At 72.1% G+C, this 20,893-nt stretch carries 16 protein-coding genes; 8 read left to right on the top strand and 8 right to left on the bottom strand.

Annotation, left to right across the window (positions count from 1 at the left end; genetic code table 11):
* Nucleotides 1-119 precede the first annotated feature (119 nt).
* The 3 genes from gcvP to gcvT form a co-directional block, all read right to left on the bottom strand.
* Entirely contained in the window at nucleotides 120-3,053 is a 2,934-nt protein-coding gene (gene gcvP, locus RBL05_RS04445; RefSeq protein WP_308740507.1) for an aminomethyl-transferring glycine dehydrogenase, read from the bottom strand.
* Nucleotides 3,054-3,139: 86 nt separating this feature from the next.
* Nucleotides 3,140-3,511, bottom strand: coding sequence for a glycine cleavage system protein GcvH (gcvH, locus tag RBL05_RS04450; RefSeq protein WP_308740506.1), 372 nt, complete (start codon nucleotides 3,509-3,511; stop codon nucleotides 3,140-3,142).
* A gap of 43 nt (nucleotides 3,512-3,554) precedes the next feature.
* Nucleotides 3,555-4,688, bottom strand: a complete 1,134-nt coding sequence (gene gcvT / locus RBL05_RS04455; protein ID WP_308740505.1) for a glycine cleavage system aminomethyltransferase GcvT — start codon at nucleotides 4,686-4,688, stop codon at nucleotides 3,555-3,557.
* Between the two features lie 217 nt (nucleotides 4,689-4,905).
* Between gcvT and RBL05_RS04460 the strand changes: the two genes are divergently transcribed.
* On the top strand, nucleotides 4,906-5,478 hold the full coding sequence (locus RBL05_RS04460; protein ID WP_308740504.1) for a GNAT family N-acetyltransferase: 573 nt from the start codon (nucleotides 4,906-4,908) through the stop codon (nucleotides 5,476-5,478).
* 27 nt (nucleotides 5,479-5,505) lie between these two features.
* On the opposite strand, the gene RBL05_RS04465 is transcribed toward RBL05_RS04460, so the two are convergent.
* Entirely contained in the window at nucleotides 5,506-6,768 is a 1,263-nt protein-coding gene (locus RBL05_RS04465; RefSeq protein WP_308740503.1) for an arginine deiminase, read from the bottom strand.
* A 111-nt stretch (nucleotides 6,769-6,879) separates the two neighbouring features.
* Between RBL05_RS04465 and RBL05_RS04470 the strand changes: the two genes are divergently transcribed.
* A complete protein-coding gene (locus RBL05_RS04470; protein ID WP_062949577.1) occupies nucleotides 6,880-7,719 on the top strand; it encodes an aldo/keto reductase in 840 nt (279 codons plus the stop codon).
* Nucleotides 7,716-8,495 carry an SIR2 family NAD-dependent protein deacylase gene (locus RBL05_RS04475; RefSeq protein WP_308740502.1) on the top strand — a complete coding sequence of 260 codons (780 nt, stop codon included), beginning with the start codon at nucleotides 7,716-7,718 and terminating at the stop codon, nucleotides 8,493-8,495. Before RBL05_RS04470 ends, RBL05_RS04475 begins: the two co-directional genes overlap by 4 nt.
* A 67-nt stretch (nucleotides 8,496-8,562) precedes the next feature.
* Here RBL05_RS04475 and epsC read toward each other — a convergent pair whose 3' ends face one another.
* Both epsC and cysK read right to left on the bottom strand, forming a co-directional pair.
* Nucleotides 8,563-9,144 (bottom strand): serine O-acetyltransferase EpsC, encoded by a 582-nt coding sequence (gene epsC, locus RBL05_RS04480; RefSeq protein WP_308740501.1) that lies wholly within the window; start codon nucleotides 9,142-9,144, stop codon nucleotides 8,563-8,565.
* 11 nt (nucleotides 9,145-9,155) lie between these two features.
* The gene (gene cysK, locus RBL05_RS04485; protein ID WP_263311560.1) at nucleotides 9,156-10,085 is read right to left on the bottom strand and encodes a cysteine synthase A; all 930 of its coding nucleotides are present in this window, start codon (nucleotides 10,083-10,085) and stop codon (nucleotides 9,156-9,158) included.
* A gap of 240 nt (nucleotides 10,086-10,325) precedes the next feature.
* On the opposite strand from cysK, the gene RBL05_RS04490 reads away from it, so the two are divergent.
* Nucleotides 10,326-11,861 carry a DUF5129 domain-containing protein gene (locus tag RBL05_RS04490; RefSeq protein WP_318604123.1) on the top strand — a complete coding sequence of 512 codons (1,536 nt, stop codon included), beginning with the start codon at nucleotides 10,326-10,328 and terminating at the stop codon, nucleotides 11,859-11,861.
* Nucleotides 11,862-11,959: 98 nt separating this feature from the next.
* On the opposite strand, the gene trpS is transcribed toward RBL05_RS04490, so the two are convergent.
* Both trpS and RBL05_RS04500 read right to left on the bottom strand, forming a co-directional pair.
* Entirely contained in the window at nucleotides 11,960-13,054 is a 1,095-nt protein-coding gene (gene trpS, locus RBL05_RS04495) for a tryptophan--tRNA ligase (protein WP_308740498.1), read from the bottom strand.
* A gap of 706 nt (nucleotides 13,055-13,760) precedes the next feature.
* Nucleotides 13,761-14,762: a LacI family DNA-binding transcriptional regulator gene (locus RBL05_RS04500; protein ID WP_308740497.1), complete on the bottom strand. Its 1,002-nt coding sequence runs from the start codon at nucleotides 14,760-14,762 to the stop codon at nucleotides 13,761-13,763.
* Between the two features lie 160 nt (nucleotides 14,763-14,922).
* Between RBL05_RS04500 and RBL05_RS04505 the strand changes: the two genes are divergently transcribed.
* The 4 genes from RBL05_RS04505 (at nucleotide 14,923) to RBL05_RS04520 (ending at nucleotide 20,875) form a co-directional block, all read left to right on the top strand.
* A complete protein-coding gene (locus RBL05_RS04505; protein WP_308740496.1) occupies nucleotides 14,923-16,203 on the top strand; it encodes an extracellular solute-binding protein in 1,281 nt (426 codons plus the stop codon).
* Between the two features lie 133 nt (nucleotides 16,204-16,336).
* Complete coding sequence (locus RBL05_RS04510; RefSeq protein ID WP_308740495.1) at nucleotides 16,337-17,917, top strand: ABC transporter permease subunit; 1,581 nt, start codon at nucleotides 16,337-16,339, stop codon at nucleotides 17,915-17,917.
* A 14-nt stretch (nucleotides 17,918-17,931) separates the two neighbouring features.
* A complete protein-coding gene (locus RBL05_RS04515; protein ID WP_263311566.1) occupies nucleotides 17,932-18,834 on the top strand; it encodes a sugar ABC transporter permease in 903 nt (300 codons plus the stop codon).
* Nucleotides 18,835-18,847: 13 nt separating this feature from the next.
* Nucleotides 18,848-20,875 (top strand): glycoside hydrolase family 13 protein, encoded by a 2,028-nt coding sequence (locus tag RBL05_RS04520; protein WP_308740494.1) that lies wholly within the window; start codon nucleotides 18,848-18,850, stop codon nucleotides 20,873-20,875.
* Nucleotides 20,876-20,893 lie beyond the last annotated feature (18 nt).

Raw genomic sequence — 20,893 nt, forward strand, 5'->3', positions numbered from 1 at the left:
GGCCGAGCCTATGAGCAGGGGCGGCCCGGACGCGAGCCGGGCCGTCACAGCAGTTCACGAACTCGCCCGCCCGGGCCGCGGGAGCGGTCCGGGCGGGCGAGGGGCGGGATTTGCCGCGGTCAGTCCAGCGGCCAGGTGGGCACCAGGTTGCGGTCGCCCCAGGCCTGGTCGATGCGACGCACCGGCGGCCAGTACTTCGACTGGATCCGCATCTGGGCGCTGTCGTGGACGGAGTCGTCCTCGGGCGCGGTCCAGGAGCCGGGGTAGACGGCGATCTCGCGGGAGTAGGGGTGGGTCCACTCCCCCGTCGCGATCGACGAGGCCGTGTGCGGCGCGTTCACCAGCGGGTTGTCCTCGGCGGGCCAGGTGCCGGCGATCACCTCGTCGGCCTCCTTCGCGATCATCAGCATCGCCTCGACGAAGCGGTCGATCTCGGCGAGGTCCTCGGACTCGGTGGGCTCGACCATGAGCGTCCCCGCGACGGGGAAGGACATGGTCGGGGCGTGGAAGCCGAAGTCGATGAGGCGCTTGGCGACGTCGTCGACGGTGATCCCGGTGCGCTCGGTGAAGGGGCGCAGGTCCACGATGCACTCGTGGGCGACCAGCCCGTTCTCACCGGTGTACAGGATCTCGTAGGACTCGGAGAGGCGGCGGGCCATGTAGTTCGCCGCGAGCACCGCCGAGGCGGTGGCGTGGCGCAGCCCGTCCGGCCCCATCAGGCGGATGTAGGTCCAGGTGATCGGCAGGATCGACGGCGAGCCGTAGGGTGCCTGCGAGACGGGCGCGCCGCCGTGGACCTGCTCCCCCGCCCCGGCGACCGGGTGCGACTCGCGCTGGATCTCGGGGTGACCGGGCAGGAACGGCGCCAGGTGCGCCTTCGCCGCGACCGGGCCGACGCCCGGGCCGCCGCCGCCGTGCGGGATGCAGAAGGTCTTGTGGAGGTTCAGGTGGGAGACGTCGCCGCCGAACTCGCCGGGGCGCGCCACCTGCAGCAGCGCGTTGAGGTTCGCGCCGTCGACGTAGACCTGGCCGCCCGCGTCGTGCACCAGCTCGCACACGGTGCGCACCTGCTCCTCGTACACGCCGTGCGTGGAGGGGTAGGTGATCATGATGGCGGCGAGCTCGTCGCCGTGGTCCTTGATCTTCTGCCCCAGGTCCTCGAGGTCGATGTTGCCCTTCGCGTCCGAGGCGACGACCACGACGCGCAGGCCCGCGTTCACGGCGCTGGCGGCGTTGGTGCCGTGGGCGGAGCTCGGCACGAGGCACACGTCGCGGGAGGACTCGCCGCGGGAGGCGTGATACGCGCGGATCGCCAGCAGGCCCGCGAACTCGCCCTGCGAGCCCGCGTTGGGCTGCAGGGAGACCGTGTCGTAGCCGGTCAGGTCCGTCAGCCAGGTCTCGAGCTGGGTGATGAGGTCGAGATAGCCCGTCACGTCCTCGGCCGGGGCGAAGGGGTGGATCCCGTTGAACTCGGCCCAGGTGATGCCGGCCATCTCGGTGGCGGCGTTGAGCTTCATCGTGCACGAGCCCAGCGGGATCATGCCGCGGTCCAGCGCGAAGTCCCGGTCGGAGAGGCGGCGCAGGTAGCGCATCATCGCGGTCTCGGAGCGGAAGGAGGAGAACACCGGGTGGCGCAGGAAGGGGTCCTCGCGCACCAGGCCCTCCCAGCCGGCCCCGGAGCCGACCTCGGCGAGCTCCTGGCCGGGGGTCGGGGCATGCGGGGCGAAGGCCGCGGCGATCGCCTGCAGGTCCGCGGCGGTGATCGTCTCGTCCAGCGACAGGTGGACCACGTCGTCGCCGAGGACGCGGACCAGGAACCCGGCCTCGCGCAGGGAGGCGGCGATGTCGGAGGCGGTGCCGGTGGCCCGCACCTCGAGGGTGTCGAAGAAGGACTCCGCGACCAGCTCGAAGCCGCTGCGGCGCAGGAGGTCGGCGAGGGAGGCGGTGCGGTCGGCGACCGCGCGACCGATCCGGGTCAGCCCCTCCGGGCCGTGGTAGACGGCGTACATCGCGGCCATCACGGCCAGCAGCACCTGCGCGGTGGTGATGGAGCTGGTGGCCTTGTCGCGGCGGATGTGCTGCTCGCGGGTCTGCAGGGAGAGGCGGTAGGCGGGGTTGCCGTCGGCGTCGCGGGAGACGCCGACCAGGCGGCCGGGCAGCTGCCGCTCGAGGCCCTTGCGCACGGCGACGAAGCCGGCGTGCGGGCCGCCGAATCCGAGCGGGATGCCGAAGCGCTGGGTGGTGCCGACGGTGACGTCGGCGCCGAGCGAGCCCGGGGAGGCGAGCATGGTCAGGGAGAGCAGGTCCGCGGCGACGATCGCGACGGCCTTGGTGGACCTGACCTCGGCGATGACGTCGCGCGGGTCCCAGATGCGGCCGGAGGCGCCGGGGTACTGGATCAGGGCGCCGAAGTAGTCGCCCTCGGGGGCGCCGCCCGTGCGGAAGTCGACCTCGCGCAGCTCGATGCCGAGCCCGTCGGCGCGGCCCTGCAGCACCGCCTTGGTGGCCGGCAGCGCGTCGGCGTCGACGAGGAAGACGTTCCCGTTGCGCTTGGCGGTGCGGCGGGCGAGCATCAGCGCCTCCGCCGCGGAGGTCGCCTCGTCGAGGGTGGAGGCGCCCGAGACGTCCATCCCGGTGAGGTCGCAGACCATGGTCTGGAAGGTCAGCAGCGCCTCGAGTCGGCCCTGCGAGATCTCGGGCTGGTACGGGGTGTAGGCGGTGTACCAGGCGGGGTTCTCCAGCACATTGCGCTGGATGACGGCGGGGGTGTGGGTGCCGTGGTAGCCGAGGCCGATCAGGGAGCGGTGCACGGTGTTACGGTCCGCGAGGGCGCGGAGCTCTTCGAGCGCGGCGGGCTCGGTGATCCCGTCGGGGACGGAGGTCGCGTCGAGCGCCTCCTCGTCCAGCAGGATCGTGGAGGGCACCGCGGCCCGCAGCATCTCTTCCAGGGACTCGTAGCCCAGGACCTCGAGCATGTGGCGCTGGGCGCCGGGGTCGGTGCCGACGTGGCGGCGGACGAAGGAGGCGTGATCGAGCGCAGGCGTTGCGGTCATGAAGGCGTGTCCCTGGGGTTCTACGTGGAGGTGCGGGGTCGTGGCCTGGGCGCGGGGCGGCCCGGCGCCGGGCCGCCCCTGCATGCTCAGGACTGGGTGAGGGCCTTGTACTCCTCGGCGCTGAGCAGGTCGTCGGGCAGCGCCTCGAAGGTGGCCTTGATCAGCCATCCCTCCTCGAAGGGTGAGGAGTTCACGAGCTCGGGCTCGTCGACGACGGTCTGATTGGTCTCGGAGACGGTGCCGCTGATCGGCGAGAAGAGATCGGAGACGGACTTGGTCGACTCGATCTCGCCCATCTCGGTGCCGGAGGTGATCTCGGAGCCGACCTCGGGCAGGTCGACGTAGACGACGTCGCCGAGCTGCTCGGCGGCGAAGTCGGTCACGCCGATGACGGCGACGCCGTCGGACTCGACGCGGACCCACTCGTGGTCCTTGCTGTAGAGGAGTTCTGCGGACATTGCTGTGGTCCTTCCTGGGGACGGTCGGGGAACTCGGAGCCGCTCAGCCGCGGCGGTAGAAGGGCGTCTCGACGACGCGGACCGGCAGGTCCTTGCCGCGCACGTCGACCACCAGCTCGGTGCCGACCTCGCGGTGGGAGGGGTCGATGTAGGCCAGCGCGATGGGATGGCCGAGGGTCGGCGAGAGCACGCCGGAGGTGACGGCGCCGATCTCGTTCCCCTCCCCGTCGCGGACGGCGGAGCCGGCGCGGGCGGCCCGGCGGCCCTCGGCCGCGAGGCCCACCAGGACGGGCAGTCCCTCGGTCTGCGCCGCCTCGGTGGCTTCCCGGCCGACGAAGTCGCCCTTGGAGGAGAGCGCGACGACGCGGCCCATGCCCGCCTGGGCGGGCAGCAGGTCCCGGCTCAGCTCGTTGCCGTACAGCGGCATGCCGGCCTCGAGGCGGAGGGTGTCGCGGCAGGCGAGGCCGCAGGGCACGATCCGGTCCCCGCCGACGGCGGTGAGGGCCTTCCAGAGCTCCTCGGCGGAGTCGTCGCCGACGTACAGCTCGAAGCCGTCCTCGCCGGTGTAGCCGGTGCGGGCCACGAGCAGGTCGCCGCCGCGGTAGGTGCCCTCGGCGAAGCGGTAGTACTTCATCGAGGTGATGTCCTCGGCGGTGACGCCCTCGACGCCGGAGTCCTCGGCGTCCAGCAGGTCCAGCAGGATCTGCTCACTGGCGGGGCCCTGCACCGCGATCAGGGAGGTGCGGTCCGAGGCGTCGTCGACCTCGACGTCGAAGCCCGCGACGCGGGCACGGATCTCCTCGGCGTCGACGACGGCATTGGAGGCGTTGGCGACGACGAGGAAGTGGTCCTCGGCGAGCCGGTAGACGATCACGTCGTCGATCACCCCGCCCTGCTCCGTCAGGAGCAGGGTGTACTTCGCCCGGCCGACGGCCACGGCGGAGAGCTTGCCGGCCATGGCGTGGTCGAGGGCCTCGCCCGCCTGCGGCCCGCGCAGGTGGATCTCGCCCATGTGGCTGAGGTCGAAGAGGCCTGCGCTCTCGCGCACCGCCCTGTGCTCGGCGAGGTCCGAGTCGTATCGGACCGGCATCCGCCATCCCGCGAAATCCGTGAACGTCGCTCCGAGCGACTCGTGGACCGCCTCCAGTGCCGTGCTGCGAAGGTCCTGGTCGACCATGGTGCTCCTACTCGTCCGGGGACTGCGTGAATGTTCGTCACGACCGACTCGCGAGGCCCGGTGCGGGACCGGGCACCGACGCTCGGCGGCACACCGATGTGCCGCAGAGTCACCATACCGAACCCGGACACGCCTCGCGGTCCTCGTCGCACCCCGTCGCCACGGAGACGCGGACCCCGACGGGCGCGACCGGCCCGGTGCTTGTACCGTGGTGGTCGTGACGAAGGAAGGCACCGCCGAGTGGCCCGTCCGGATCCGCAGTCCCCGACTCGTGATCCGGCCGCCGGGCGACGCCGACCGCACCGCGCTGATCCGGCTGATGACCGACCCGGTCACCCGCGAGTACCTCGGCGGCGCCGTGGACTACGCCTCCCGCCAGGCGCTCGAGCTCTCCCCGCTGGGCATCACCTGGGGGCGCTGGGTGCTCGCCCTGGCCGAGGACGACACGATGATCGGCTCGATCACGCTGGACTACGACCGCGGGGAGCTGGAGCTGTCCTACGCGCTGCTGCCCGAATGGACCGGTCTGGGCTACGCCGCGGAGTCCTGCATCGCGCTGCTGGACTGGGCGCGCCGCGAGCTCGCGGACGAGGTCGTCATCGCGATCAGCCAGACCCGCAACAAGCGCAGCGTCGCCCTGCTGCGCAAGCTCGGGTTCACGGTGCGCAAGGGGCTCGAGGAGTTCGGCACCCAGCAGCTGCTGCTGGAGCGCTCGCTGCGCGAGCCGCTGCCCGCCCAGGAGACGACCCTGCAGACCGCGGAGGACCCGCCGCCCCCGACGCGCCGCTGAGGGCGCCGCGCTCAGCGACGGCGACGCTCAGCCGCGTGCGACGGGGCAGCTCATGCAGCGCGGACCGCCCCGACCGCGCCCCAGCTCGTCGCCCGCGAACTCGAGCACCTCCACACCCTGGGCGCGGAGGTAGTCGTTGGTCGCCGCGGCCCGCTCGTAGGCGATGACCCTGCCCGGTGCGAGGGCGAGCACGTTGCACCCGTCGTCCCACTGCTCGCGCGCGGCGGCGTAGGCGTCCAGCGGAGGGGTGAGCACCCGCAGGGAGGGGACCCCGAGCCCGCGGGCGAGCACGGCGTCCATCTCGTCGGCCGACCGCGCCCGGGAGACCAGCCGGTCGCCGAGCCGCTCGATCTCGAAGGTCTCCAGCGCCGGCAGGGGGCCGAAGCGGAGCATCGACTCCTCGTCGACGACGGTCGTGACGGTGTCCAGGTGCATCATCGCGCGGCGGTGGGGCAGCGCGATCGCGATCACCCGGTCCACCGCGTCGTCGGCGAGGAGGGCGGCGGCGAGGCGCTCGACGCCGACGGCGCTGGTGCGCTCCGACATCCCGATCGCGACCGTGCGCGGGGACAGCATCATCACGTCGCCTCCCTCGACGCTCGCCGCCCCGGCGCCGTCGCGGCCGAGCAGGCGCCGCGGACCGCCGGGCCGGGCGAAGCGCGGATGGTGGCGGTAGACCATCTCCAGGTGGAGGCTCTCCCGTCGCCGGGCCGAGCGTCGCATGGCGCCGACCGAGACCACGTCGCCGATCCAGGCGGAGGTGTCGCGGGTGAACAGGTGGTTGGGCAGCGGGTCGAGCACGAGGTGCTCCTCCCCCACCCGCTGCAGCGCGATCGAGCGCGGCTCCGCCCCGAGCGTCCTCAGCTCGCCGACGGTGATCCCGCCGATCAGCACGTCCGCGAGCGCCTCGGCGTCGAGGTCGGCGAGCCCTCCGCGCAGGTCCTGGACGGCGATGTCGCCGAGCACGGCGGGGTCGAGGGCGCGGGCGAGCAGGTGCTCCCGCAGCCCCACGTCCCGCAGGATGTCGACGAGCAGGTCCCGCAGCTGGAGGACCTCGACCCCCTGGCCGCCCAGGAGGCGGGTGAACTCGTCGTGCTGAGCCTCGGCGCGGTCCCGCCACAGCACCTCGTCGAAGAGCAGCTCCTCGCGGGTGTCCGGGGTGAGACGCTCGAGCTCGCGGCCGGGCCGGTGGACGAGGACGGTGCGCAGCGGCGAGATCTCGTCGTGCACCCCGTGTACGCCCGCGGCGGGGGCCGCCTCCGGGGTCGGGGCCGTGCCGGTGCTGCTCATGCTGCGCTCTCCTCGCGGGTCGACGTCCTCGTCCTGCCGGACGCTAGCAGAGCACCGGGGCGGGATGATCGATACGCTGGGAGCACCCGCTACCGTCATCCAGGAGGATCCGTGTCCGAGCTGTCCATCCCCACCACCGCCCTCGCCGACGGCACCGTCTTCCCGCTGATCGGCTTCGGCACCTCCGGCATGAAGGGCACCGGCGGCGCCGACGCGGTCGCGGCGGCGCTGCGCGCCGGCTACCGGCTCGTCGACACCGCCGCCCAGTACGGCAACGAGGCCGCCGTCGGCCAGGGTCTGCGCGACAGCGGCCTGGACCCCGACGAGGCGCTGATCACCACCAAGATCGCCGGCGGCGACCAGGGCCGGGAGGAGGCCCGCGAGGGCCTGCTCGGCTCGCTGCGCCGCCTGGGCCTGCCCCGCGTGGCCCTGACCCTCATCCACTGGCCGAACCCGTCGCGGGGCCTCGCCCTGGACACCTGGCGCACCCTCGTCGAGCTGAAGGAGCAGGGCCTGACCCAGCACATCGGCGTCTCGAACTTCCGCCCCGAGCAGTTGCAGCAGCTGATCGACGAGACCGGCGTCGCGCCCGAGGTGAACCAGATCCAGCTCTCCCCCGCCCTGCAGCGGCGGGAAGCCGTCGCCTTCCATCGCGAGCACGGCATCGTCACCCAGGCCTGGGGCCCGCTCGGCGGCCGCGAGGGCCTCGGCGAGCAGTTCGCGCTGCGCCGCGTCGCCGAGAAGCACGGCGTGAGCACCTCGCAGATCTCGCTGCGCTGGGCCGTGGACCAGGACATCGTCGTGATCCCGAAGTCGCAGGACCCGACCCGTCAGCGCACCAACGCGACGCTCGAGGGGATCTCCCTGGACGACGAGGACCGTGCGCTGCTGGCCACCCTCGACCTCGGGGAGGACGCCGCCTGGGACTCCCGCGAGCACGAGGAGTGGTGAGCACGGCCGCTCCCTTCGTCCCGGGACCGGAGCACCGTGAGGTCGTCTTCCTCACGGGCTCCGGGCTCAGCGCCCGCACGGGACTGGGCACCTTCCGCGGCCCGGAGGGCCTGTGGGCCCTCGAGCCGGAGACCGAGCAGGCGATGCACGCCTCGCTGCTGCCGGGCTCCCTGCCGCAGCTGTGGGCCGTGTGGGGGCGGATGGCCTCGATCGCGCTCGCGCACGGCCCCACTCCGGGGCACCGGGCGATCGCCCGCCTCGGTGCACCGGTGATCACCCAGAACGTCGACGGGCTGCACCAGGCCGCGGGCAGCGAGGTCGTCGCCGAGCTCCACGGCAGCGCCCTGCACGCGGTGTGCCTGGGGCGGCGCTGCGACTGGCGGGCGGTGCTCGCACCGGGCGAGGGATCCTCCCCCGAGGACCACGGCGTGCCCGGTCACTGCCCGCGCTGCGGGGAGCCGACCCGCCCGGACGTGGTGCTCTTCGACGAGCAGCTGCCCTCCGCGCAGCTCGAGCTCGCCATGCGCCTCGCGCAGCGTGCGGATCTCCTCGTCGTCGTCGGCACCAGCGGGGTCGTCTTTCCCGCGGCGCAGCTCGCGCCGCTGGCCCGGGAGCACGGGGCGACGACGGTGCTGGTGGACATCGCTCCTCCGCACGGCTCCTCGGAGCTGTTCGACCACGTCCTGGCCGAGGACGCGCACGAGGTGCTGCCCGCCTGGGAGCGTCGCCTCCACCGCGTCGGCGGGACCTCGTTCCTCGATCCCTTCGGCGCCTGAGCGCAGCGGTCCCGGCGGGCGCGCGCGACCCGCGAGGCCAGGGGCCCCGCGGGTCGTCGGCTCCGGATCAGATCCAGATCGCCGGGTCGGTGTGCTCCTCGGGATGCGCGGCCTCGGGGCGGATCGTCGCCGGGATGCCGACGGCGGTCGCCCGGGCCGGGACGTCCTTGACGACCACGGCGTTGGCCCCGACCTGGGAGCCCTCGCCGAGGGTGATCGGGCCGAGCACCCGGGCACCGGCCCCGATCACCACGCCGTCGCCGACCGTGGGATGGCGCTTGACCCGCTCCATCGACCGGCCGCCGAGGGTCACGCCGTGGTAGAGCATCACGTCGTCGCCCACCTCGGCGGTCTCGCCGATCACGACGCCCATGCCGTGGTCGATGAAGAAGCGCCGGCCGATCATGGCGCCGGGATGGATCTCGATGCCGGTCACCGAGCGCGAGCCCTGGGCGAGGACGAGGGCGGGCAGCTTCGCACCGCGCGCCCAGAGCCGATGCGCCACGCGGTGGGTCCAGATCGCGTGCAGCCCCGGGGAGGTCAGCAGGATCGCGAGGTCGTCGGTCGCCGCAGGGTCGCGGCGGTGCGCCGCCGCGAGGTCCTCCCGGACGCTCGCGACGACGCCCATCACCCGGTCCAGGGCGGCCATGGCGTCCTTCCTCAGTCCGCGTACTGCGCGAACAGCGGCGTGGAGAGGTAACGCTCGCCGAAGGAGGGCACGATCACCACGATGGTCTTCCCGGCGAACTCCTCGCGGGCGCCGACGCGGGCGGCGGCCTCGATCGCGGCGCCGGAGGAGATGCCCACCAGCAGGCCCTCGCCGCGGGCCACGGAGCGGGCCCGCTCCATCGCGGTCTCGGCGTCGATGTCGAGCACCTCGTCGTAGACCTCGCGGTCCAGGATCGAGGGCACGAAGTTCGCGCCGATGCCCTGGATCTTGTGGGGGCCGGGCTGGCCGCCGTTGAGGATCGCGGACTCCTCGGGCTCGACGGCGAAGACCTTCACCTCGCCCTTGCGCTCCTTGAGCACCTGGCCGATGCCGGAGATGGTGCCGCCGGTGCCGATGCCGGCGACGACCGCGTCGACCTCGCCCTCGGTGTCCGCCCAGATCTCCTCGGCGGTGGTGCGGCGGTGGATGTCGAGGTTCGCGGGGTTGTCGAACTGCTTGACCTGCACGGCGCCGGTCTCCGCCGCGATCTCCTCGGCCTTCTCGACCGCGCCCTTCATGCCCTTGGCGGCCTCGGTGAGGACCAGCTCGGCGCCGTAGGCGCGCAGCAGCATCCGCCGCTCCTTGGACATCGACTCGGGCATGGTGAGGACGACCTTGTAGCCGCGGGAGCCTCCGATCATGGCCAGCGCGATGCCGGTGTTGCCGGAGGTCGCCTCGACGATGGTCCCGCCGGGCTTCAGCTCGCCGGACTTCTCCGCGGCATCGATCATGGCCACGCCGATGCGGTCCTTGACGGAGTTGGCGGGGTTGTAGAACTCGAGCTTGGCCAGGACGGTCGCGCGGACGTCGTCGCCCAGGCGGTTGAGCTTCACCAGCGGGGTGCGACCCACCAGATCGGAGACGTTCTCGTAGACGGGCATGCGGTACCTCCTCGTCGGGCCCCGCACGGTGCGGGGCCAAGGGTTTCTTGCGTCGATCATAACGGGGCGAGGCGTGAAGGGTTCGGGAGTTCGACGGGCGACCCACGGGACGCCGACGGGAGCGGCTGACGGGAGCGGCCGCGGAGACTCCCAGGGTTCTTCCGCAGGTCGACAGGAGGAGGGCCCGACACCGACGGAGGTCGTCCCCCTTCCCGCCGGTCGAGCCGTTACGGTCGCCCCATGTCCACGTCGCGTCCGTCCTCCGCCGCTCTCGGCGCACCCCGCACCCGCCGTCCCTCGAGAAAACTGCTGCTGCTCGCGCTCCTGGCCGTCCTCCTGCCGGCGGCGCTCGCCCCCGCACCCGCGCGTGCCGAGCCGCCGGCCTCCGTCGAGGTCACCGACACCACCCGCTCCGTGGACCCGGAGATCCTCGAGCACCGCCTCGCGGAGATCGACTTCCGCACCGAGGTGCGCCTGATCGTGCTCGTCCTGGACGTCACCGAGCACGGCCTGGACCCGGCGGACGACGGGGCGCTGAACGACGCGGTGCTCGACCACGCCCGCAGCTCCGACCCCTCGCTGCTCTCCGCCGACGGCTCGCACTGGGCCGACGGGACGGTGATCCTCGCCCTGGATCCGAACAACCGCTTCCTGGGCTCCTATGCCGGCGAGGACGTGAAGCTCTCGGACAGCGACTTCGAGGCGGTCCAGGACGCGATGCGCGATCCCGCCCGGGACGCGGACTGGGACGGATCGCTCGAGGCGGGTGCGAAGAAGTACGCGTCACTCCTGCACCGTCCCTGGTGGCGTCATCCCGCCGCGCTCGTCGCCGCAGCGGCCGTCATGGTCGGAGCCGTCGTCGCGGCGGTCTCGACCCTCGGGCTGCGTCTCGCAGCACAGCGCCGGGTGGATCGTGCCCTGCCTCGACACCGGGACGTCCTGACCAAGCGCGCGATCACCGACGCCGCGGCGCGCACTCTGCCCGAGCACTCCGCCTACGCGCAGGCTGCGGTTCTCGCCCACGAGCGGTTCTCCCAGGACCTCGAGGAGGCGGCCCGGCTCCGCGCCGCCCTCCCAGAGCCTGCCGAGCGCCCCTGGGCGTGGGGCCTGCGCGGCCGCGAGCGGGCGACGGCCGCGGACTTCGAGCGCGTGGTGGAACGGCTCGACGACGCCGACGACGACATCCTCGCCGCCGCCGATCTGCTCCATCGCAGCGGGGAATGGCGAGCAGTCTGGGACCGGGAGCTCGAACCGCTGCGCGACTCCCTCGCCGCCCTCGGGGAGGTCGAGGAGGACCGCGGGGAGATGAGCACCGCCGAGCAGGCATCCGCGGACCGTCTGCTGACGCTCGGCGACGGGATCGCCCGCGAGCTGGATCGGCTCACCGCCCGACTCGAGGACGACGCGATCGATCCCGACTCGGCCCTCGAGGAGCTCGACACCCTCACCCGGGAGCTCTCGGCCGCGGTCGAGGAGCTTGCCGAGCACCGCATCGACGTGCTCGCCGAGGACGATGACGAGCGCGAGGTGCTGCGCGACGCCTTCGAGGACGCGGACGGCGGGGAGTACCGCTCCCTGCGCGCCCGACGTCACGCGCTGGCCCCCGGGACGTCACCGGGCCTCTGGCAGCTCAGCCCCGTGCTGTGGTATTCGAGCTGGCACCAGGAGTCCGGCTCCGCGCTCGAGACGCACCGCTCGCCCTCCTCGGGAGGCGGCGGCGTGACGGGCTACTCCGGCGGCGGGTTCTCCGGGGCGGGCAGCTCGAGCCGTTTCTGAGCCGGCACCGGGCGCGCCCGCCCGGGCGCGGGCCGCGGACGAGGACGGGCCCGTGGCCCGCCTGCGCAGGTCACGGGCCCGCCCCTGGGCAGGAGCGGTCAGTAGACCATCCCCATGAACTCGCGCACGCGCTGGAGGGTCTCGTCGGCCGCGGCGTTCGCGCGCTCGTTGCCGGCGCGCAGCACCTGCATCAGGTAACCGGGATCCTGCTCGAGCTCGGCGCGGCGGGCGCGCAGCGGGGCGAGGTGGGCGTTCAGGGCCTCGGCGGTGAAGATCTTCAGGGTCCCCGCGCCGCGGTCGCCGATCTCCTCGGCGATGTCCTCGGGGGTGCGGCCGGTGGACTGCGCGGCGATCGTGAGCAGGTTCGCGACCTCGGGGCGGTTCTCGGGGTCGTAGGTGATCTGCCGGTCGGCGTCGGTCTTGGCCTTCTTGATCTTCTTGATCGTCTCGGCCTCGCCCATCCGCAGCATGACGGTGTTGCCCAGCGACTTGCTCATCTTGTTCTCGCCGTCCAGCCCCAGGATCGTCGGCGACTCGGAGAGCAGCGCATCGGGCTCGGGGAAGTACTCCTCGCCGCCCGCATAGCGCTCGTTGAAGCGCCGGGCGATGACGCGGGTCTGCTCGATGTGGGGCAGCTGGTCCTTGCCGACGGGCACGAGGTTGCCGTGGCAGAAGAGGATGTCCGCGGCCTGGTGCACGGGATAGGTGAGCATGAGCCCGCCCATCGCGGACTTCCCGGCGGCGGCCAGCTCGGCCTTGACGGTGGGGTTCCGCTCCAGCTCCGGCTGGGTGACCAGCGAGAGGAACGGCAGCATGAGCTGGTTCAGGGCGGGCACCGCCGAGTGGGTGAAGATCGTGGCGCGCTCGGGGTCGATGCCGACGGCGAGGTAGTCGGTGAGCAGCTCGCGCACGGAGCCCTGGATGTCGCCGAGGATCTCGCGGTCGGTGATCACCTGGTAGTCGGCGACGATCACCCAGGTCTCCACGCCGGCCTGCTGCAGGCGGACGCGGTTGCGCAGGGAGCCGAAGTAGTGGCCGATGTGCAGGGCGCCGGTGGGCCGGTCACCGGTGAGCATGCGCAGGCCGCTGGGGTCGCTCTCGATCTTCTGCCAGATCGCGTCGCTGCGCCGCTGGGCGGCGTCGTAGCTGGAGGGGGTGATTTCGGGGGTCACATCGGCGACGATATCGGTCATGCCCACCATGCTATCGGCGCCCGCGCGCCCCTCCGACGCGACCGACGACGGCCGGATCGTCGGGTGCCTCACCAGGCCAGGGAGAGCACCAGCACGGCGATGGAGTGGAGCAGCATCCCCGGACAGTTCACCCAGAAGGCGGGACCGAGGAAGCACGCCCGCAGGTGGGATGCGGCGGCGGGGAAGTAGACGACCCGGACAGGACGGCAGCACAGCCCGGAAGTCAGCGGTTCGCCGATTGGGGAGCTCGGAGACCAGGGTGGAGGGATAGCGGCCCGTCACGAGGATCGCGACATAGGACCGCGACAGCTCGGGGTGCGCGAACAGGCTCCCAGAAAGGGATCGACCAGCCCGAGCATGGCGTCCGCGACGTCCAGCGCACCGTACCCGGCGGTCTCCGGCTCGTACCCCGCGACCTCCGTGACGGCAGCGTCGTGCGGCGATCACCCGCCGATTCGTCCCTGCGCGCTGTGCGTGCCGTGTTCCAGGCATCGGACCTCCCCGACCGTGGTGAACATGTTCAGTGAGCACGTCCACCGAGGTAAGTGCGACCCGAGATGATCGCACATCCGGACGGAGGAGCCGGTTCTCCTCGGCTCCCTTCCAGGGATGGAAGTCAGGTGATGAATACCGTGCCGTGCGGCGTTGCCGGGGTCGCTCGCGGCGTCCGACCGGGGCGAGGAAGCCCCCGGTCCGCGGCCCCGGGTCAGGCTTCGGGGGCGGAGCCGGTGGAGCCGCGGACGACGAGCTGCGGCCGCACCACCACCAAGGTGCGGGAGGGGCGACGGGACTCCTCGCCGCCACTGAGCGCGGCGCGCACGGCCGCGCGAGCCAGGGCGGGCACGGCCTGGCGCATGGTGGTCAGCGGCGGGTTCGTCAGGGCCGACCAGAACACGTCGTCGTAGCCGACCACGGAGACGTCCCCCGGGATCGTCAGGCCCATCGCGCGCACGGCCTCCAGGGCGCCGGCGGCCATCACGTCGGACCCGCACATGATCGCGGTGGCGCCGCGGGCGACCAGGTCGCGGGCGGCCTCGTAGCCCCCGGCGTAGGAGAAGTCGGTGTAGGAGACGGGGCGCTCCTCGCGGTCGCTGTCGGCGGAGGCCTCCTCGAAGACCCGCACCTTCTCGCGCACCGGCCAGGTGCGCTCGTCCCCCACCGCGAGGCCGATGCGGCGGTGGCCGAGGTCCTCGAGGTGCTGCAGGGTGGCGCGCACGGCGTGCTCGTCGTCGGTGGACAGGTAGGCGGCGTCCAGGTCCGGGCGCACGCCGTTGACCAGCACCAGGGGCCTCCCGGTATCGGTCACCTCGCGGTAGTGGTCGATGGGGCCACCCTCCTGGGCGTGGTGCCCGGAGACGACGATGATGCCGTCCACCCCGACCGACAGGAAACGCTGCAAGATCTCTCGCTCGCGTTCAGCGGTCCGGGCACGCATGGCCACCAGGCAGTCGGCCCCGCGCGCGAAGAGCTCGGCCTCGATGCGCTCGGCCCAGGAGGTGAAGACCTGGTTGTCGAGGTCGGGCACCAGCATCCCGACCAGCGGCCCGGTGCGGGTGGCGGCGGTGCCGACCTCCCGCCCCAGCCGGCGGGCCGTCTCGATCACGGAACGCCTGGTGGCCTCGTTGACCCCGGGTCGCCCGTTGAGCACCCGGGAGACCGTGGCCTCGCTCACACCGGCGGCCTTGGCGATGTCGACGAGTCGCGCCATCACACTCATCCCCCCTTGTCACGAGCGCCATCGCGCCGTGTCCGAATCGTGTCCTGCAAGTTCTTGCTGATTCTTGCACAGGACGGCAGCAGGATCTATATTTTCTCCCAACCCGCACGGCCACCGACGGCCAGGTGCACCACGATTCGAAGGAGAAGACGTGCAGATCCGTCGCAAGAACTTCCTCGCCCTGAGCGGCATCGCCGCCACCACCGGTGTCCTCGCCGCCTGCGGCGGCAGCAGCGACTCCGGTTCCGACAGCTCCTCCGGCGGCTCGGACGCGGGCGGCTCCTCCGAGGGCGCGGCGCCCGAGCGCGCCGATGCCGACCTCGTGATCTGGACCGACGAGGTCAAGGCCGGCGCCCTCGAGGGCCCGGCGCAGGACTGGGCCGAGGCCAACAACCTCACCGTCGCGGTGCAGATCGTCGCCGACGACCTGCAGGGCAACTTCATCACCGCCAACCAGGCCGGCAACGGCCCCGACATGATCGTGGCCGCCCACGACTGGATCGGGAACCTGGTGCAGAACAGCGCCATCTCCCCGGTGCAGCTGCCCTCCGGCGCCTCCGACGCGATCGCCCCGGTCGGCCTCGAGGCCGTGACCTACGACGGCCAGACCTACGGCGCCCCCTACGCCGTGGAGACCCTGGTGCTCTACGCGAACAACGAGCTCACCGACGTGCCCGAGCCCTCCACCGTGGAGGAGCTGGTCGAGGCCGGCGAGGCCGGCGGCGCCGAGAACGTGCTGTCCCTGCCGGTCGGCGAGGAGGGCGACGCCTACCACATGCAGCCCTTCTACACCTCCGGCGGCGGCTACCTCTTCGGCGAGGACTCCGAGGGCAACCTCGACCCCTCCGACGTGGGCGTGGGCCAGGAGGGCTCGATCTCCGCGGCCGAGAAGATCGTCGAGCTCGGCGAGCAGGGCGTGCTGAAGACCTCCATCAGCAACGACAACGCGATCTCGCTGTTCACCGACGGCAACGCCGCCTACCTGATCTCGGGCCCCTGGGCCCTGGCCGACATCCGCACCGCGGAGGTCGACTTCACCATGAGCCAGGTCCCCGGCTTCGAGGGCATGGACCCGGCGGTCCCCTTCGCCGGCGTCAACGCCTTCTTCGTCGCCTCCAGCGGCGCCAACCAGGCCTTCGCCCAGCAGTTCGCCACCGACGTGGTCTCCTCCCCCGACATCGCCGAGGCGATGTTCGCCGGCAACGAGCTGCCCCCGGTGAACCTCGAGCTGCAGGAGAAGCTCTCGGCCGACTACCCCGAGATCGTGAAGATCGCCGAGTACGCCGGGGACGCCTCCCCGATGCCCGCCATCCCCGAGATGGCCGCCATCTGGGAACCGCTCGGTCAGGCCGAGGCCAACCTGGTCGGCGGCGCGGACGCCGAGTCGACCATGACCTCCGCCGGCGAGCAGATCTCCAGCCAGATCGGCTGACCCTCTCCGCCATGGAGCGGGCAGCACGCCCGCTCCCCCGGCTCCCCCGGACGGGGTGCGACATCACGGCGTCGCACCCCGTCCGACCGACCTGCCCGGTCACACCCGCCACCCCGTGAAAGGCACCGTCGCCATGTCCAGCCCCCTGCCGCCCGTGCACCGCGAGCGCAGCACCTCGATCCCCGCGGTCCTGGTGCGCATCATCGTCCTCGGCGCCGTCCTCGCCGTCACCGCCTTCACCGTGCCGCTGATGATCCAGCAGCAGCAGTGGCTGTGGCTGGCCGTGATGGTCCTGGCCGCGATCGCGATCTTCGTCATCTACTCCACGAAGCGCTTCATCCCCGGGAAGTACCTCTTCCCCGGCACCTTCTTCCTCGCGGTCTTCCTGATCACCCCGATCATCCTCACGGTGGGCTACTCCTTCACCAACTACGGCGACGGCACCCGCGGCACCAAGGAGCAGGCGGTCAACTCGATCATCGCCAATTCGGTGGTCCAGACCGACGACTCCACCTGGTACAACATGTCGGTCGCCACCCAGGGCGACCCCGTCGAGGGCCCCTTCACCCTGTTCCTGGTGGACCCCGCCACCGGCGTCGTCTACTCCGGCGACGAGGAGACCGAGCTGGCCCAGGTGCCCGCCGCCGACGTCACCGTCGAGAACAACTACGTCACCGAGGCGTCCGGCTACACGATCCTCGAGGCGCGCGAGGTCAACGACGCCTACAACGCGCTGCAGGAGGTCGCCGTCCCCGTCGACGAGAACTCCGCGGTGCGGGTGCAGGGCGCCAATCAGGCCTACGTGGGCACCACCCTGCTGACCTACGACGAGGCCGCCGACACCATCACCGACACCCAGACGGGCGCGGTCTACGCGGTCGGCACCGTGGGCGACTCCGAGTACTTCGTGAACGAGAACGGCGAGCGCGCCTTCAGCCAGTCCTGGCTGCAGAACGTGGGCTGGTCCAACTACCAGCGCCTGTTCACCGACTCCAACATCGCCCGCCAGTTCCTCGCCGCCTTCGTCTGGACCCTGGTCTTCGCCCTCGGCTCGGTGGCGCTGACCTTCGTGGTCGGCTTCGCCCTGGCGCTGATCCTCAACGACGAGCGGCTGAAGGGCCGCCGCCTGTACCGCTCGATCCTGCTGATGCCCTACGCGGTGCCGGGCTTCATCGCCCTGCTGGTGTGGTCGAACTTCTACAACCAGGACTTCGGCCTGATCAACACCACCCTCGGCATCAACGTGAACTGGCTGGGCGATCCGACGATGGCCAAGATCGCGGTGCTGCTGACGAACCTGTGGATGGGCTTCCCCTACATGTTCATCGTCTCCACCGGCGCCCTGCAAGCGATCCCCGGTGACGTGATGGAGGCGGCCCGCATCGACGGCGCCAGCCGCTTCCAGACCACGGTGAAGGTGGTGACCCCGCTGCTGCTGGTGGCCGTGGCCCCGCTGCTGGTGGCTTCCTTCGCCTTCAACTTCAACAACTTCAACGCGATCGAGCTGCTCACCGAGGGCGGTCCGTTCCTGCCGGGCGAGTACACCCGCGGCGGCACCGACATCCTGATCTCGATGATCTACCGCATCGCCTTCGGCGGCTCGGGGGCCGACTTCGGCTTCGCCTCCGCCGTCTCCGTCGCCCTGTTCGCGCTGACCGGCGTGCTCGCGGCGATCCAGTTCCGGTTCACCAGCGTCCTCGAAGACGTCAACTGAGAGGCGGCCCGATCATGAGCACGCAGACTTCGCAGCAGACCTCCGTCACCGCGCAGCGGCGGATGCCCTTCGGCCGCTGGATGGCCGAGGTCGGGTGGCGCCACGTCGTCGGCATCCTCGCCGTCGCCTTCGCGGTGTTCCCCATCCTGTTCATCATCTCCGCCTCGGTGAACCCGCTGGGCACCGTCTCCAGCTCCGGCCTGATCCCCAAGGCCTTCTCCCTGGTGCACTACGAGTCCCTGATCGCGGGCGATCGCGGGCCCTTCCTGCGCTGGTACGTGAACACGATCATCGTGTGCGGCACCGTCGCCCTGGTGCAGGTGTTCCTCTCCACCCTGGCCGCCTACGCCTTCAGCCGCCTGCGATTCGCCGGTCGCCGCATCGGCCTGCTCTCGCTGCTGCTGGTGATGATGTTCCCGGCGTTCCTGGCGATGATCGCGGTCTACTCGATGGTCTCCGGGCTGGGCAAGGCGATCCCCTTCCTGGGTCTGGACTCGCTTCCGGGCTACATCATCGTGCTGCTGGGCGGCTCGCTCGGCCAGGTGTGGCTGATCAAGGGCTTCTTCGACACCGTGCCCAAGGAGCTGGACGAGGCCGCCATCATCGACGGCTGCTCCCACTGGCAGGTGTTCACCAAGATCCTGCTGCCCACCCTCACCCCGATCCTGGCCACCACCATCCTGCTGGCCCTGGTGGGTGTGCTCTCCGAGTTCCTGCTGGGCTCGATCTTCCTGACCAGCAACGACACCAAGACCCTGGCCGTGGGCCTGTACGGGATGCTCGAGGGCGACCGCTCCAACAACCTGGGCGTCTTCGCCGCCGGCTCGGTGATGATCATGGTGCCGGTGATCATCCTGTACCAGTTCCTGCAGCGCTACATCGTCGGCGGCTCCACCGCCGGCGCCGTGAAGGGCTGAACGGACCCTCCCGATGAGCGGACTCCCCTCCCCCGCCCCGCAGCCGGTCGATCCCGCGATCGAGCCCAGCGGCGTGCCCCTGACCGAGCAGCCCCACCACGACTCCGGCCCGTCCTTCGTGCCGGGTCCGCGGGCGGGCCTCGGCCAGGAGGCCACGCTGCGGGTCTGGGTGCCCTCCGCCTATCCGGCCCGCACCCTGGCCCTGCTGTCCGTGGTGGACGGGGAGATCCTCACCGGGGACCTCACCCCGCGTCCCGCGTCCGACGGCACCGGCACCTGGTGGGAAGCGACCCTGACCGTCGCGAACCCGGTCGTGCCCTACCGCGTCGCCGTGCTCGCCGAGCCCGGTGCCCGCACCGCCTCCGGCGCCCCGGTCCCCACCTACGCCTGGCTCACCGCCGCCGGCCTGGTGCCCTGGGACGTCTCCGACGCCACCGACTTCCGCCTGGTCGCGCACGAGCCGGCCCCGGACTGGGTGGACGACGCGATCGTCTACCAGGTCTTCCCCGACCGCTTCGCCCGCAGCTCCCGCATCCCCGAGGACGCCGAGGGCCGCCCCGTCCCGGAGGACCTGCCCGCCTGGGCGGTGCCGATGCGCTGGGACGAGGAGCCCGCCGTGCGCGGCGACCTCACCGGCGCCCAGTACTACGGCGGCGACCTCGACGGGATCATCGAGCGCCTGGACCACATCGCCTCCCTCGGCGCTGACACCGTCTACCTCACCCCGATCTTCCCCGCCGGCTCCGTGCACCGCTACGACGCCTCCACCTTCGAGGCGGTCGATCCGCTGCTCGGCGGCGAGGAGGCCCTGGCGCGGCTCTCGAAGGCGCTGCACGCGCGCGGTATGCGCCTGGTGCTGGACCTGACCACCAACCACACCGGGGACACCCACGAGTGGTTCCGCGCCGCCCAGGCCGATGCCGGGAGCGAAGAGGCCGGGTACTACCTGTTCACCGAGCACCCGCACCGCTACGTGAGCTGGCTGGACGTGCCGAGCCTGCCCAAGCTCGACCAGCGCAGCGCCGCCCTGCGCGCCCGCCTCACGCGCGGTGAGGGCTCCGTGACCGCGCGATTCCTCGACGAGCCCGTGCTCGCCGACGGCTGGCGCATCGACGTGGCCAACATGACCGGCCGCCACGGTGCTGTGGACCTCACCCGCGAGGTGGCCCGCGAGATGCGCGGCACCCTGCGCCGAGTCCGCGCCCGCACCGGCCGGGACACCTGGCTGGTCGCCGAGCACGGCCACGACGCCACCGGGGACCTGGACGGCGACGGCTGGCACGGCACTATGAACTACACCGGCTTCACCCGGCCCCTGTGGGCCTGGCTGGCCGAGCCCGGCAGCGCCCTGAACTGGCTGGGACTGCCCATGACGACGCCGCGGCTGCCCGGCGGTGCCGTCTCCCGCAGCCTGCGCGACTACAACGCGCAGATGCCCTGGCCCTCCCGACTCCACTCCCAGAACCAGCTCTCCAGCCACGACACGCCCCGCACCCGCACCGTGGTCGGCGAGCGCGGCCGCCAGCTCACCGCCGTCGCCGCCCTGGCGGCCCTTCCCGGGGTGCCCACCGTCTTCGCCGGGGACGAGCTCGGCGCCGAGGGCCTCACCGGGGAGCACGCCCGCACCCCGATGCCCTGGGCCGCCATCGACGCCCTCGCCGAGCAGGCGGGTGATCCCGGGGACGCCGATCTTCCGGTCGATGCCGAGGTGCTGGAGTCCACCCGCACCCTGCTGGGCCTGCGCCGCGAGCACCCGGCCCTGCGCCGCGGCGGCCTGCGCTGGCTGCACACCGGGGACGACGCCCTTGTGCTCGTGCGCACCCACCCGGACGGCGACATCATCGTGCACCTGGCCCGGGACGCCCACGATCCCGTCACCTTGGACCTGCGGTCCCTGCCCGGCGTGACCGGTGCCCATCCCCTGGCGGCCGTCGGCGGCGCCACCGCCGCCGCGCACGGACCGCTGCTGCACCTGCAGGCCACCGCGGCCGGCGCCACCGTGCTGGCTGCTGAGCCGACCACGGAACCGACCTCTGTCTGAGACTCCACGAATCCTCCG

It is taken from the genome of Brachybacterium sp. GU-2, from assembly GCF_030866705.2.
In the GTDB taxonomy this organism is placed as follows: Bacteria; Actinomycetota; Actinomycetes; order Actinomycetales; family Dermabacteraceae; genus Brachybacterium; species Brachybacterium conglomeratum.